The sequence below is a fragment of the Helicobacter sp. T3_23-1056 genome, from assembly GCF_053654535.1.
On sequence record NZ_JBSIUU010000001.1, the window covers coordinates 159,813 to 173,656 of the forward strand.

At 40.3% G+C, this 13,844-nt stretch carries 10 protein-coding genes; 2 read left to right on the plus strand and 8 right to left on the minus strand.

What is annotated here, in order from left to right; translation table 11 throughout:
- Positions 1-72: 72 nt before the first annotated feature.
- Complete coding sequence (gene nhaA, locus ACWIUO_RS00775) at positions 73-1,524, minus strand: Na+/H+ antiporter NhaA (protein ID WP_454176044.1); 1,452 nt, start codon at positions 1,522-1,524, stop codon at positions 73-75.
- A 476-nt stretch (positions 1,525-2,000) separates the two neighbouring features.
- Between nhaA and ACWIUO_RS00780 the strand changes: the two genes are divergently transcribed.
- On the plus strand, positions 2,001-3,197 hold the full coding sequence (locus ACWIUO_RS00780) for an HNH endonuclease family protein (RefSeq protein WP_454176045.1): 1,197 nt from the start codon (positions 2,001-2,003) through the stop codon (positions 3,195-3,197).
- A gap of 25 nt (positions 3,198-3,222) precedes the next feature.
- Here ACWIUO_RS00780 and ACWIUO_RS00785 read toward each other — a convergent pair whose 3' ends face one another.
- Together ACWIUO_RS00785 and ACWIUO_RS00790 are read right to left on the minus strand one after the other, a co-directional pair.
- Complete coding sequence (locus tag ACWIUO_RS00785; RefSeq protein WP_454176106.1) at positions 3,223-3,669, minus strand: ankyrin repeat domain-containing protein; 447 nt, start codon at positions 3,667-3,669, stop codon at positions 3,223-3,225.
- 125 nt (positions 3,670-3,794) lie between these two features.
- On the minus strand, positions 3,795-5,240 hold the full coding sequence (locus ACWIUO_RS00790) for a catalase (RefSeq protein WP_454176046.1): 1,446 nt from the start codon (positions 5,238-5,240) through the stop codon (positions 3,795-3,797).
- Between the two features lie 208 nt (positions 5,241-5,448).
- Between ACWIUO_RS00790 and ACWIUO_RS00795 the strand changes: the two genes are divergently transcribed.
- A complete protein-coding gene (locus ACWIUO_RS00795) occupies positions 5,449-6,060 on the plus strand; it encodes a nitroreductase family protein (RefSeq protein ID WP_454176047.1) in 612 nt (203 codons plus the stop codon).
- Positions 6,061-6,231: 171 nt separating this feature from the next.
- On the opposite strand, the gene ACWIUO_RS00800 is transcribed toward ACWIUO_RS00795, so the two are convergent.
- From ACWIUO_RS00800 to ACWIUO_RS00820, 5 genes are all read right to left on the minus strand, one after another.
- Entirely contained in the window at positions 6,232-8,376 is a 2,145-nt protein-coding gene (locus tag ACWIUO_RS00800) for a DEAD/DEAH box helicase (protein ID WP_454176048.1), read from the minus strand.
- Positions 8,376-10,205, minus strand: coding sequence for a site-specific DNA-methyltransferase (locus tag ACWIUO_RS00805; protein WP_454176049.1), 1,830 nt, complete (start codon positions 10,203-10,205; stop codon positions 8,376-8,378). The genes ACWIUO_RS00800 and ACWIUO_RS00805 overlap by 1 nt, the downstream gene beginning before the upstream one ends.
- Before the next feature lie 116 nt (positions 10,206-10,321).
- Complete coding sequence (locus ACWIUO_RS00810) at positions 10,322-11,821, minus strand: ArsB/NhaD family transporter (RefSeq protein WP_454176050.1); 1,500 nt, start codon at positions 11,819-11,821, stop codon at positions 10,322-10,324.
- A gap of 42 nt (positions 11,822-11,863) precedes the next feature.
- Positions 11,864-12,637 carry a restriction endonuclease gene (locus ACWIUO_RS00815; protein ID WP_454176051.1) on the minus strand — a complete coding sequence of 258 codons (774 nt, stop codon included), beginning with the start codon at positions 12,635-12,637 and terminating at the stop codon, positions 11,864-11,866.
- A gap of 2 nt (positions 12,638-12,639) precedes the next feature.
- A complete protein-coding gene (locus ACWIUO_RS00820) occupies positions 12,640-13,734 on the minus strand; it encodes a DNA cytosine methyltransferase (RefSeq protein WP_454176107.1) in 1,095 nt (364 codons plus the stop codon).
- Positions 13,735-13,844: the final 110 nt, after the last annotated feature.

Here is a 13,844-nt window from a genome sequence, read left to right on the forward strand (position 1 = left end):
CCTTTATGTTATTTGTATGTTTGCTTAAACGCAACTACGCGCTACAAACAAAGTCGTTATTTTACACTTGTTTTATGGATTTTTCTTTACTTTTGATACCAAAATCAAAAAAACCGCCCCCACAATCCCAGATAAAATCGAGCCACTAAGAATAGCGACTTTTGAAATATTTGTCGCCACTTCAAAATGCTCTGTGCCTTTGAATGCCAAATCTGAAACAAACATAGACATCGTAAAACCTATCCCGCCTAGCATACCAGCACCCAAAATCTGCGCCCAAGAGATTCCGCTAGGGCGAGCGGCTATGCCTAGTTTTTCGCTTGCAAAAGTGATGGCAAATATGCCTAAAGGCTTGCCAATAAGTAGCCCTAGCACCACGCCTAAAAATACCTTATCCACGCTTAAAATATGGCTAAAATCCATATCCGCTCCGCTTAGGCTAACCCCCGCATTTGCAAACCCAAAAAGAGGCATTATCACAAACGCAGCCCACGGCTGAAGCCCTCTCTCTAGCCGTCCTAGAGGACTTTGGACAGATTTTAGGCTATCTTTGATTGCCCTTAGGCTTGCGATTTGAGAATCGCTTAGAAATTTTTGTGTGCCTTTATTGTCCTTATCTTCGTCAAATTTATCCGCAGTATCTTTGACTAATGGCGCAAATTCTGCAAACGAAATCTTAGGACGCACAGGGATACAAAACGCCACCGCCACCGCTGCGATAGTGGCGTGAATCCCGCTATAATGCACCGCAAACCACAGCAAAAGTCCCACGCAAAGATATGGGGTTAGGGATTTTATACCAAATTTATTTAGCCCGATGAGGACGCATAGTAGCAAAATCGCTAAAAATAGCCAGCCTAAATGCAAACCATTTGCATAAAAAATCGCAATCACCACAATCGCCCCCAAATCATCAACCACCGCAAGCGTAACCAAAAATACTTTCAACGCCATAGGCACGCGACTTTTAAGTAGCATTATCACCCCTAGCGCAAAGGCAATATCAGTCGCCATAGGAATCCCAAATCCGTGCGCACTAGGCGTGCCAACATTTAGCGAAAAATAAATAATCCCGGGCACAATCATACCTCCAAGCGCAGCCAATGCAGGGAAAATCGCCTTTTTAAAGCTAGCTAGCTCGCCTGCGACTACTTCGCGCTTGATTTCTAGCCCCACCATAAGAAAAAAGATAGACATAAGCACATCGCTAATCCACTGATGAATGCTAAATCCCACAAAAAAACTACCATCTTCTGCGCTAAACCCAAGCGAATGCGCGCTTAGGGATTCTAGCCACTCTGCATTTGGAAAAGCGTGGATAAGTCCTTGTGCTTCTACTCCTAGCTTTATGTGCCAAAAATTGAAATAATGCTCGCTTAAAGGTGAGTTTGCCACTATCATCGCTAAAAGTGCCGCAAAAAATAGCACTATCCCGCCCATCGCTTCGTTTTTGAGGAAGCTAGCAAATACCTCACGCAATCCGTGTGCTTCTATTTTTTCGCTTCGGCTACCTAGTCGCTCCATTTATGCTCCTTATTTTTTGATATTTTGTTTTTATTTTGTGATTTTTGGTTATTAGGCACGCAAAAGCAAAATTGTATCAAAATCAAATCCAAAATCAGTTTAAAACTTTATAACCGTGCGAAATAAGCGCGTGAATTTTGCATAACGCTAAAATCTAGCGAGATAATAAAAACAAACGCTACTTAAAGTGTCGTTTGAATGGATTGTTGATTAGCGATTTTTGAAAGATTTTGTATTTTTTTTTTTTTTGATTTTTTTTTCTTTATTCTTTTTGATTCTTTTTGTTCCCCCCTCCCTTGCGGAGGGGTGAGTGAGTGGGTGTTTTTATTTAGAAAAAGACATTTTGTCATTGCGAGCGGATTTGTCAAAATCCGCGTGGCAATCTATTTTGTCTATATTGTAGTGTGGATTGCCACGACTTGACTTCGTCAAGTCTCGCAATGACAGAATCTAAAATCTAAAACAAAGGACAAAAAATGAAAATACAACTACAAAACATCAAAATCAAAGATTTGATTGAGGGTCACAAAAGAGATGAGGAAAGTGGCGAAATCATAGGCTATGCCGATAAAAATGGCAACAATAGGCTAAATATCCGCCCCGCATATCAACGCGAATATGTCTATAAAGACAAGCAGCGCGATGAAGTCATTCGCACCATTTTTAAAGGATTTCCGCTAAATTCTATTTATTGGGTGAAATTACCCACCCCCTCCGCAGAGGGAGGGGGGATAATAGAAAAAACCTCAAAAGATGGATTTTACGAAGTGCTTGATGGACAACAACGCACAATTAGCATTTGTGATTATGCCAAAGGGGGTTTTAGCGTAGATTTGCAATATTTTCATAACTTGCCACAGGATAAAAAAGAAGCGTTTTTGGAATATGAGCTTATGGTGTATGTGTGCGAGGGGGAGGATAGCGAAAAGCTAGAGTGGTTTAAAATAATCAATATCGCGGGAGAGACGCTTACCGAGCAAGAGTTGCGAAATGCCGTGTATGTGAGTGCTTGGCTAAGCGATGCAAAAAGGCGATTTAGCAAACGCAATTCATTAGCCAAACAAAAAGCTGGGCGATATTTAGATGGCGATAGTTTGAAACAAGTATATTTGGAAACTGCGATTGCTTGGATAGCAAATAAACGCGATGATAGCGCGATATGTCAATATATGGCAAAAAATGCCAAAGATAGCAAAAATGCTGATGAACTGTGGTTTTATTTTAATGGTGTGATTGATTGGGTGGAGGCGAAATTCCCCAAATATCGCAAAGAAATGAAAGGGCTAGAATGGGGGTTAATCTATAATAAATACAAAGATAAGCCTTTGGACGCAAAAGAGCTAGAATCTAAAATCGCGGAGTTAATGCAAGATAGCGAGATTCAGCGCAAAAGCGGAATTTATGAATATGTGTTAAGTGGCGATGAAAAGCACCTAAATCTACGCGCCTTTGATGAAAATATAAAGCGCGAAGTTTATGAAAGGCAGGGGGGAATGTGCGCAAATTCAAATGCTAAAATAAAAGGCGTAAAATGTCCGCACGAAAACGAAGTGCTAAAAATAGAGCAAATGGAAGCCGACCATATAGTCGCGTGGAGTAAGGGCGGGAAAACGACAAGTGAAAATTGTCAAATACTATGCCGTGAGTGCAACCGCGCAAAAGGCGCGAAGTAAAAAGTGGATTTTGCGCTACAAATCATTACAACCGCATACATTTGGCAAAAAGCCGTTTCCATAAGGGGAGTTTTTTAGGATTATAGCTAAGCAAAAGGGCTAAAATCTCTTTGCGTCCAAACATTATCGCCGTATTGATAGGGCTTAAAATCGCGCTTTTTGATTTGGGATTTTCTGTGCCATTTGGGCTTGCACCAGATTCTAAAAGTAGCTTTGCTATTTTTACATAGCCTTTGAAGCAAACGCCAGCAAGTGGCGTATGCCCCCTATCATTTGGCTTATCGACACTTGCACCAAAATCTAGCAATAGCCTCGCGCATTCATACGCATTATGATAGCTTGCAAGCATTAGCAAAGTGTCGCCTTTGTGGTTTGAGAGATTTGGATTTAGCCCATTTTCTAGCATTATTTTTAGATTCTGCGCTTCGTTATTTCGCGCAAAATCAAAGGACATTTTTACAAATTCCTCCATTTTGGCGTATTCATCTTGCGTAAGATTCTGCGAAGTCGCCACATTTGGCACAAAATCTTGCGATTTTGCTAGATTTTGCGGATTTTTAGAATCTAAATTCACAGAATCTAATAAAGATTTTTTCATTATTTTAGCAACTCCGCGATTTGCGCCCCATAGTTTGCATCAGCTTTGTTGAAATGCTCTAACTGCGTTTTGATGATTTTTTCATTTATGCCCTTCATCGTGCCTGCTATTGTTTGGCAAAGTCGCTCTTTTTCCTCCGCGCTCATTAGCCGATACAAATCCCCTGCCTGCGTGAAATAGTCATCATCTTCTGCGCGATAATCCCACTGCGCAAGTCTTGTTTCACTTTCAAAACAAAGCGGGTCTAAAATCGGCTCTTTTAGATTCCAATCATCTTTATACCCATCTAAAATGCTAGGCTCATAGTTGCGCATCGCACCATAAGCACCATTTGTCATATAGCCATCACGGGCGGTAGAATGCACGGGCGATTTTGGTGCGTTTATGGGGAGCTGATTATGATTTGCCCCAAGTCTATATCGCTGTGTATCACCATAGGCAAATAGCCTCCCTTGCAACAATCTATCAGGGCTAAACCCGATGCCCGGCACAATATTTGCGGGATTAAACGCTGCTTGCTCCACTTCGGCAAAATAGTTTTGCGGATTTTTATTTAGCGTCATTATGCCAACTTCAATCAATGGATAATCTTTATGACTCCAAATTTTTGTAACATCAAATGGGTGAAATTTGTAAGTTTTGGCATCAGATTCTGGCATTACTTGGATTGAGAGTTTCCATTGTGGATATTGGCCGCGCTCGATTGACTCAAACAAATCCCTTTGATGAGAATCCATATCTTTTGCCCTCAATGCCTCTGCTTCCTCATTTGTAAGATTTTTTATCCCTTGCATTGTGTGGAAGTGAAATTTGACCCAAAATCGCTGATTTTTATCGTTTATAAGGCTAAAAGTGTGGCTTCCATAGCCATTCATATTGCGATAACTAGCAGGAATGCCTCTATCACCCATAAGGTAAGTGATTTGGTGCAAAGATTCTGGTGTCTGACACCAAAAATCCCACCACCGCTCGCTATTTTGGATATGCGTTTTAGAATCGCGCTTTTGAGAATGGATAAAATCAGGGAATTTATACGGGTCGCGGATAAAAAAAATGGGCGTATTATTGCCCACCAAATCCCAATTCCCCTGCGTAGTGTAGAATTTCACCGCAAATCCGCGTGGGTCGCGCACCGCATCTGCTGAACCGCTCTCTGGTGCGACGGTAGAAAATCTAATAAACATTGGCGTTTTTGTGCCTTTTTTAAACACTTCTGCTTTGGAATACGCGCTAATGTCATTTGTGATTTCTAGCACTCCGTGCGCCCCGCTACCACGGGCGTGCACCACTCGCTCTGGGATTCTCTCCCTATCAAATGACGCTAGTTTTTCCAAAAACCACGAATCTTGCAAAAGAAGCGGTCCTCTAGGTCCCACGCTCATCACATTTTGATTATCGCCCACAGGGCGTCCGCTTGAAGTTGTTAATTGTCTAAAATCTGCCATTTTTTCTCCTTTAGTTGTGGTAATTTTGGGGTTGGTTTTGCAAAAATTCTTGCAAAATCCAAAAACCCTGATAAACATAATAAATAAAAATTATTAACTACTAAATAATTTCTAATAATTTTATTTTGCTATTTTTAGATATTGTCAAATATTTACTAAGAATTTGTTAGCATTTTGCTTTTTTATTTTCTACAAAAAAGGAGCAAAAATGACTTTTGAAGAATCCTTGCAAGCGCGACACGCGTGCAAAAAATTTAATGACAAAGTAATTGCAAAGAGCGATTTAGATGCGATTTTGGAAGCGGGGCGATTAGCACCTAGTGGCTATGGATTTGAGCCGTGGAAGTTTGTCGTGGTGGGCAAAGAGTATAGCGCGGAGCTAGCAAAATCCTGCTACAACCAAGAAAATGTCGCCACCGCAAGCCATAATATTGTGATTTTGGGGCGAATGGACTTAAAAAGCAAAGATGAGTTTGCGCGCAAACAGGTTCGGCGATTTGCCACAGATGAGGCGCATTTTGAGCAAATTTTGGGAATCTACACAGGCTGGGCAGATGCGTTAAGCGATGAGCAAATCTTTGATTTTAGCCAAACCCAATGCCACCTCCCGCTAATGCAAATGATGAATGCCGCGATATTTAAGGGCATTGATTCGTGTGCGATTGGCGGGTTTTTGCGCGATGAAGTGGAGGCATTTTTGGGCGTGAAAAAGCCCTTTGGCGTGGCAGTAATCCTCTCGCTTGGCTATGGTGCAAACCCGCCAAAGCACAGCAAAAAGCGACAAGAAAAAAGCGAAGTGGTGGAGTTTTTTACAAAGTAGCTTAAAAACAGCGTTTAGTAGTTTTTCTAGTTTTTTTTTCTGGCGTTTTTTATGTTTTTCTAGCTAGTGTTTATTCTTGCATAAGCCATATTATCATCGCCCAAAAGCACAGATTTTATGGCTAGCACTCTAAACGCTACAAAAAGCAAAAACTAAAATCTATCCTCTATTTTAGCCCATTTTGCCTATTTTTTCTGCCACTACCTGTGCGATGTCGCCCTCGCTAAAAATTTCCCCACTAAATCTATCCACTCCATTTGCGTAGCACCGCACTTCCCAAGCGTTGCCTTTTTGCTTTATCGGTATCCAAAAATGATATGGCAATTTTTTAGAAATCGCTTTATACACTTTTGCTAGTTCAGCGATTTTGCGCCCATATTCGCTACCACCAAACGCGCTAGATTCGCCCAAGCCACCAAAATCGCCAAAGCTAGAATCCACACTCTTTACTTCAAAAATATGGATTCTATCACTAGAATCTTTTAGCACAAAATCAGGGTAAGAAAAATGTCGCCCATTTAGATAATACTCAAATTTTATGCCAGAGCTATAGGGATAGTTTTTGCCAAATAGCGCGACTTTTTCGCCATTTATCACTATGCTTTTGATAAGTTCTTTTTTGCATATTTCTCTTATGATTTTTATCCATTCTTTTTCAGCCTTGCTATCAAAGGCAAATCGCTCGCCATCACATAGCCAAATCCAATGTTCTAACGCCTCTTTATCAAATCCATATTCCCTCTCATTAAAAAAACTCTCCAACGCCAAATTCCCGCTAATCTCGCTAATCTCCACGCTTTTATCATAATCCAACACTTCTTTTTCGTATTCATTTTTTAGCAATACAAAATTATTTGCAAACGCATACCATTTTTTAGCATCTTGCCCCGCATACGCCTTGCACTCCGCTTCTAACGCGCTATTAGATTCTATCTCTCTATAAAGCGTAAAAATATCCTTTTTACCACGCATTTCATTAAAATCCGCGCCCAAATTTGCCAAAATTTTCTCTGCGCTAAAATCTAATTTTTCGCCACTTTTTAGCGTAGTTACTTTTATGGCAAATTCTTTGATAATCTCATTTTCTACTAATCCATCGTGAATCTGCCCTTTTAGCCACACTTTTATCGCATTTGATTCCTTTGGTTTCACACCATAAATATACGCCCTGCTTATCAAATCCCTTTGCGCCTCATTTAGATTTTCAAAATCTAGTAGTCGCGGATTGCGCCGCACTCGCCCTATGACTTGCTCATCAAGCTGTTTGCTTTTGGAGTCGCGCATTTGGTAGAGCATACACGCGCGGGGTATATCCCAGCCCTCACTTATCACCATTTTAAATACGATTATGTCAATCGTGCTGTTATTTCCCTTTGCGTATTCTTTCCATTTTTTTACGGGGAGTTTATTTTTGCCTTGCGCGATTTTGTCGTTGCTCTCGCATTTATTTGAGTTTTTGTCATCTACGATTATCATATATTTTAGCTCACTATGCAAAGCCAAAGCCTCTTTTATAGTTTCTATTTCTTTGTCCGCTTTGTCTTTGTTTGAGATTTGGATAATCATACACGGATTTAGCCCCACGCCGTCTTGCTCATCTAAATACGCCTTTTTTAGATTCACATATTCGCCTATCGCGTTTTGTAGTTCCTCTACATTGCTTTCATCATCGATATTTTTTAGATTCACGGCTTTTATTAGATTTGCATTTACTGCTTGTTCCTCTGTGATTTCGACATCTGAGAATTGTTTGCGCTCCAACTTTGGCGTAGCTGAAATATTTATGACTTTCTCAAAATATCCATTGCCTTTATTGTCCATTATCAAACTATCCAAATTTTTTGTAGCGATATGACATTCATCTTTGATTAGATAAATCTTTTTGCCCTGCGATTCGCGCTCCAAATCCGCGCTTAGTGATTTTAGAAAATTCACCAACGCGCCTTGTTTGAGTTTGGATTTTTCTTTATACAAATCGCGTGGCAACACATAGACATTATAATCGCTAGGGATATGCAACGCTTCCTCCCCGCTATCATTTGAGTCAATCAAAAAAGGTTTTAGATTGCCAAATCGCTCCCGTGCAAAGCGACAAAACGCCTTAAAATTCTGCTCCCCTAATCCGCCCTTTGATAAAGTGCTAACGACAAAGACGACATTGCTATCACACGCGATTACGCGACTCATAAAATCGCTCATCATATAGGTTTTGCCACTGCCTGTGGGGGCTTTGAGCGTTACTTCGCTTTTAGATTTTACATACGCAAAAAGTTTGCTAACCGCTTCATTTTGTAAATCAATGACTTCTTGTAGCATTATTCGCCCTTTTTGCGTTTGATATATTCTGCGTTAGATTCAATCGTATTTAGCGTGATTCCAAAATTTTGCGCTATCCATTTTGCTTTGTTATGAATCGATTCAAAGCGGGGCAGATTGTAAGCGCATTCATCGATTAAATCAAGCGGATTGCCACTAGATTCCCCATCCCTTGCGTGTGGCGATTCCATAGAATCCCCCTCCCTTGCAAGAGAATCTGCATTTTGTTCCCCCTCCCTTGCGGAGGGGGCTAGGGGGTGGGTATCGTCATTGCGAGAATCTGTGTTAGCGGATTCGTGGCAATCCACATTGTCATATTGAGCCATAGGCGAAATATCTCTAGATTTAAGATTTGAGATACTTCGGGCTTCGCCCTCAGTATGACAATTATCCCCTTGCGCATATTTGCTAATCTTTGCGATTTGATAAACTTCTAAATTATCTTTGTATGGTTCGTTTTTCTCACGCCATTTAAAGTCTTTGTTGCCATCGTAGCATTCTCCGCTCATTATGCGTTTAAGGCGTTTTGTGGTTACATCTATGGCTATGCCGTTTGGGTTTATATCGGTTATTTCGTTGTTGGTTACCAAAATGCACTTGCGATTGCCATTATCTGCGCGATTTAGCTCCATTACCGCGTGTGCTGTTGTCCCACTTCCTGCGAAAAAGTCTAAAACTATATCGTGGTTATCATTTGTTGCGTGTTGCAATATTTTTTGCATAAAAATTATGCCTTTTGGATAAGCAAAATTTTCAACCATATCAAGTTCTTTTAACTCTTTTGTCGCATTTTGATTCATAAATTCATTTGAATCAAAGCAAAGACTATCAAAAGTCGTTAAATCCGTCTTTAAATCTTTCAAATATCGTTTATAAATGAATCCTCTCTCATCGTCTTTATGCTCTTTTTTAAAGCAAATGCGCCCTTCGTCAATATGTTTTTGTATAGTATTTTGCGAAAAAAGCCAAAATCTACCTTCTGGCGGATAATCTTCTTTGCCTGTGTATGGATTTTTTACCGCAAAATATCCCGTTTCTGCTTTTCCACTTTTTGCCGATGGGTCAGTGCTTATCCAATCACCATTTGGGTCGTTATCTGGGTTTTTATATCCGCTTAAATCTTTTTGTCCGCCTAGCAAATTCACTTCATCTTTATTTTTGGCATAACAAAGTAAAAATTCGTGTTGATAATTTACCCCCGTTTTTGCGTCATTTGTCGTAGATTTTGTTTTACGGATAAAATCTGCTACAAAATTCCTCTCCCCAAAAATATCATCAAAAAGGCATTTTAAATACGCTTGATTCCTATCATCGATAGAGCAAAATATCACGCCATCATCGCGCAAAAGCATTTTTGCCAACTCTAATCGTGGTTTTAGCATTGAGAGTAAATTATCGCGCGTGATTGCATTGTCATAGTTTGTTTGCGCAAACTCGCCTAAATTGTCCTTGCCATAGGGCGGGTCGATATAAATCACTTTGATTTTTTCGCGGTATGCGATAAGTAGATTTAAAAGCGCGGGGTAATTATCACCGATTATAAGCGTATGTGTGGGCTTATTTTTGTCATTTTCAAAGCTTAGTTTGTTATCTTTGGCTAAAAAATGTATATCGTTGCTAGGATTTTCTAATCTAATATCAAAGTGAAATCCTGTCTTTTTATAAGTCGTGCCAAGTGCTGAAATCGCCTGTGCTTCGGCGATATTTTCCGCCTTTTTTACTAGCTTTTTTAGTAGCTCATAATTATTTTGCTCTAAAATCTTATCCTCTACACGCGCTTTTAGTTCGCTCAAAATATCGCGCTTGACTTGCTCTAAATTACTCTGCATTGCTTTGCCTTTGATTTGTGGGATTTTAAAAATGCAATTTTAGCAAAACCTAATCAAAATTTGTGTTTTTAGATTTGGTTTTAGATTTTGTTGTTTTTGCATTAGATTTGTAAAATCTATATGCCTAGCCATAGCCCCGCACACGCAAAAAGTAGCGTAAATGGGGTGAAAATAAGCGCGTATTTGCAATAACGCCAAAAGCCAAAATTTATGCCCCTTTGGCTTAAGAGCGAGTTTTTGGCGATTAAAGAGAGCCATAGCAAAGTGCAGAGCGAACCTATGGGGGTTAGCTTTGAGCCGATATTGCACCCTAGCAAATGCGCATACACAAGGTTTTGTTTGATGTCTTTATCCACGAACGCATCGAGACTTGCAAAGCCCAAAAAATCCGCCGGTGTCCCAAAATAGTATGCAAAAGGAAAAGGTGCAAACATTCCGTGTATCGTTAAATTGCCAAAAAGCACCATAGGCAAATTATTAAAAATGCTTGCACCAATCGCGCTTGTCGCGCTCACGCCAAAAATGTTGCTAACCTTATCGTGCGTGAGTCCGCTTAAAAACACCTTAAATGCGAGCCCAAACTCTCCCTTTGTAAGTGCAAACATCACCACAAAGAGCCCAAAGACAAACACTATAATGCCAAAAGGCGCGTTTTTAAGCGTGGATTTTGCCTTGCTATGCGACTTGCGCCATAGCACAAAAAGCAAAATCCCCGCATAGATTCCACAATTCACACTCAAAGGCAGGGCAAAATGCGTGGAGAGGAAAAAACTCGCCACAAACACGCAAATACACGCGCAATGCAGGGCAAAAAGTTTGTTTGAGAGTTTGGGTTTGAGCGGAGCGCGAAAGAGCAGTGGCGCAGATAGCGGAGCGCGAAAAACCGCTAAAAACAGCGCGATTGCGCCAATAGAGGCAAATGCGTTTGGGACAAACATAGTCCTCGCAAAGTCGCCAAAGCCTATGTGGTAGAAGTTCGCGGTGATAATGTTGGTAAGGTTTGAGATGATGAGCGGATTTGAGCTAATGTCGCACATAAAGGCGGTGGCGAACAAAAAGGCGATGATTTGGGGGTTTGTGGCGTTGCGAGCGCGCAAAAATAGCCCTAGCACAAGTGGGGTAAAAATCAAAATCGCCCCGTCATTTGCCAAAACCGCGCTTGTAATGGCACAACAAAGCGTGAGTAAGATAAAGGCTTTGCGCGTGTTTATGGCGATATTTGTATGTGAATCTAGCTGTGAATCAAAAGTGGATTCGTGGCTTTGTGGGGTTGAATCTGCGCTAAATTTTTGGCTTTTTATGTGTGAGATTTTAAAATCTGCATTAGATTTTGCCTTTTTTACGGGATATTTTACGGAGCAGATTTTTAGCACCCAAAAAATCAGCCATTCAAAAAAGCCCAAAGACTGCAAAGCATAGCTAATCACAATAAGCGCGATGAGGGTAAGCGCAGAGTCCCAAATAAGCGCAAATATAAAGCTTAAATCGCGTAGCTCCACAAGCCCAAGTGCGAGTGTCGCCACCGCGCCAATGCTAGAATACACCCAAATCCTAAACCCAAACGGACGCACCAAAATCCCAAAAAGCGTAATGGCGAAAATGACTAGGGGTAGCATTTAAAAATTTAAACCACAAATCATAGTTTTGCGACTTTTTGCCTAAACGCTTTTGCAGAAAGTCATTTCACTAAATTTTGGTGGCGTGTTTGTGAGTAGCCATTTGAAATGATTTTGCTCGATATTAAACACGCTTTGTCCCTCCATTTGTTGCCTTGTAATCCAATGAATGTCATTATCCGCAATGTGTGAAATATCCACAAATGCCACTTGTCCATTGAAAATATCAAAGTGAATGACAAGCGTTTGGATTCGTGAATCTTGATATACTGCCTTTGCTTCGCGGACTTTATGTTCTTTTATGTCATTTATGCCTTGAAATCCACTTTGCACTTCTATGCGCCACGCTGTGTTAGAATGCAAAATCTCCAAATCTGCCTTTGGTGTGCGCTTAAATGTGTCAAGCGATGAAAAATCATCTTCGCCTATGCTTTGTATCAAATCTTGCGAAACGCTAAAAATATCCGCTATCGCACTTTTGAAATACTCTAAAATCAAATATCCACGCACCCAGCTAAAATATACTTCCTCTTTTCGCCTACCTTGATTGTTGAGTTTGTTTAGAATTTGGTTATTTTTTAGCAAATTATAAGCGTTAAAAAGTTTATCTTGCAAAAATGCCTCTATATCGCAAGGCTTATAATACACGCTATTTAGCCTACTAAAAATCTCACAAAGTCTAGTATTTAGCAAATCAATATAGTTAAAATCGATATTTGCCACAATATCTTTCGCGCTCAAAAATTCTCTAAATTTCGCCTGTGAGCCAAAGCCCAAAGCGTTGCGGTAGTCCTTAAAATCATTTGCGCTAAACATTTTCAAATCCTTGTAAAATACTCTTGCACTGCCTTTGCCAACGCTATACTTACAAGAGGTGGCACGGCATTGCCGATTTGTAATCTTTTTGCACTTTCACTCCCCGCAAATACATAATCATCAGGGAAACTCTGCAATCTCGCACCCTCTCTAATGCTTAATGCCCTTGAATCGCGCGGGTGAATACAGCGCGAACTGCTCGGCGTAGAAAAATTGCGCGTAATCGTGGGTGCGGGTTGTCGCCACCACATTTTTGCATAGGTGTTTGTATAGCCAGATTTGGGGCGAATCTCTTGGGGCAAATCGTCTTTGCACTGCCCGTCTTTAAGCGTTTGCATTATTTTGATTAAATTGGGGTTGTTTTTGGGGCTACAATGTTCGCTTAATTTTTTATCATTTCGCACAAAGCGCAAAAACTCATTGTTTGGTTTACACAAAAAGCCTTTTTTATCGCCATTTTCGCCACTTATGATGGGTGGCAAATCACAAAGCGCGTTTTCAAGCGTAGTAAAATCCTTGTGCGTGGGATTTGGAAACAAAAAATCTTTTTTACAAAATTCACGCAAAATCCCCACGACAAACACTCGCTCACGAATCTGAGGCACACCAAAATGCGCTGCGTTTAAAATCTCATAAAAAACCTTGTAGCCCAAATTTTCAAATTCTTTGCAGATTTGCTTAAAAAGCTCTCTTTTTTGCATAGATAGCAATCCCACGACATTTTCAAAGACAAATGCCTTTGGCTCTAAAATCTCTAAAATCCTTAAATACTCTGTGAATAAATGCGCTCTTTTGTCCATTTTGCGTTTGCCAAGCGTGGAGTAGCTTTGACAAGGCGGACCACCCAAAAGAATGTCGATTTTGCCGTATTTTGCCAACTCATTTTTATTAAGCTGTGCTATGTCTTTGCATATAGTTTTTGTGTCTTTGTGATTTTGTGCGTAAGATTGAAGCGCGTCTTTGTCAATGTCGTTTGCCAAAATTATTTTAAAAAAATCATTTTTTGCAAAACCATAGCTAAGCCCTCCCGCTCCGCAAAAAATATCCGCGACTTTTAGGGGGTGTTGTGATTGATTAAAATATTGGTGAGATTGCATAAGGGAATCTGCGTAGTAATCTTGCGTGGCTAAAGTCATTATTTGTGCCTTGATTTATAAGGTTTATCAAAATTTTTGCATTATACCAAAACTTTGCCTATTTTATTTCG

What these genes read in the sequence shown, in the direction of transcription:
- nhaA (WP_454176044.1), bottom strand. Translation starts at nt 1,524, where the DNA reads ATGGAGCGACTAGGTAGCCGAAGCGAAAAAATAGAAGCACACGGATTG.
- ACWIUO_RS00780 (WP_454176045.1), top strand. Translation starts at nt 2,001, where the DNA reads ATGAAAATACAACTACAAAACATCAAAATCAAAGATTTGATTGAGGGT.
- ACWIUO_RS00785 (WP_454176106.1), bottom strand. Translation starts at nt 3,669, where the DNA reads ATGGAGGAATTTGTAAAAATGTCCTTTGATTTTGCGCGAAATAACGAA.
- ACWIUO_RS00790 (WP_454176046.1), bottom strand. Translation starts at nt 5,240, where the DNA reads ATGGCAGATTTTAGACAATTAACAACTTCAAGCGGACGCCCTGTGGGC.
- ACWIUO_RS00795 (WP_454176047.1), top strand. Translation starts at nt 5,449, where the DNA reads ATGACTTTTGAAGAATCCTTGCAAGCGCGACACGCGTGCAAAAAATTT.
- ACWIUO_RS00800 (WP_454176048.1), bottom strand. Translation starts at nt 8,376, where the DNA reads ATGCTACAAGAAGTCATTGATTTACAAAATGAAGCGGTTAGCAAACTT.
- ACWIUO_RS00805 (WP_454176049.1), bottom strand. Translation starts at nt 10,205, where the DNA reads ATGCAGAGTAATTTAGAGCAAGTCAAGCGCGATATTTTGAGCGAACTA.
- ACWIUO_RS00810 (WP_454176050.1), bottom strand. Translation starts at nt 11,821, where the DNA reads ATGCTACCCCTAGTCATTTTCGCCATTACGCTTTTTGGGATTTTGGTG.
- ACWIUO_RS00815 (WP_454176051.1), bottom strand. Translation starts at nt 12,637, where the DNA reads ATGTTTAGCGCAAATGATTTTAAGGACTACCGCAACGCTTTGGGCTTT.
- ACWIUO_RS00820 (WP_454176107.1), bottom strand. Translation starts at nt 13,734, where the DNA reads ATGCAATCTCACCAATATTTTAATCAATCACAACACCCCCTAAAAGTC.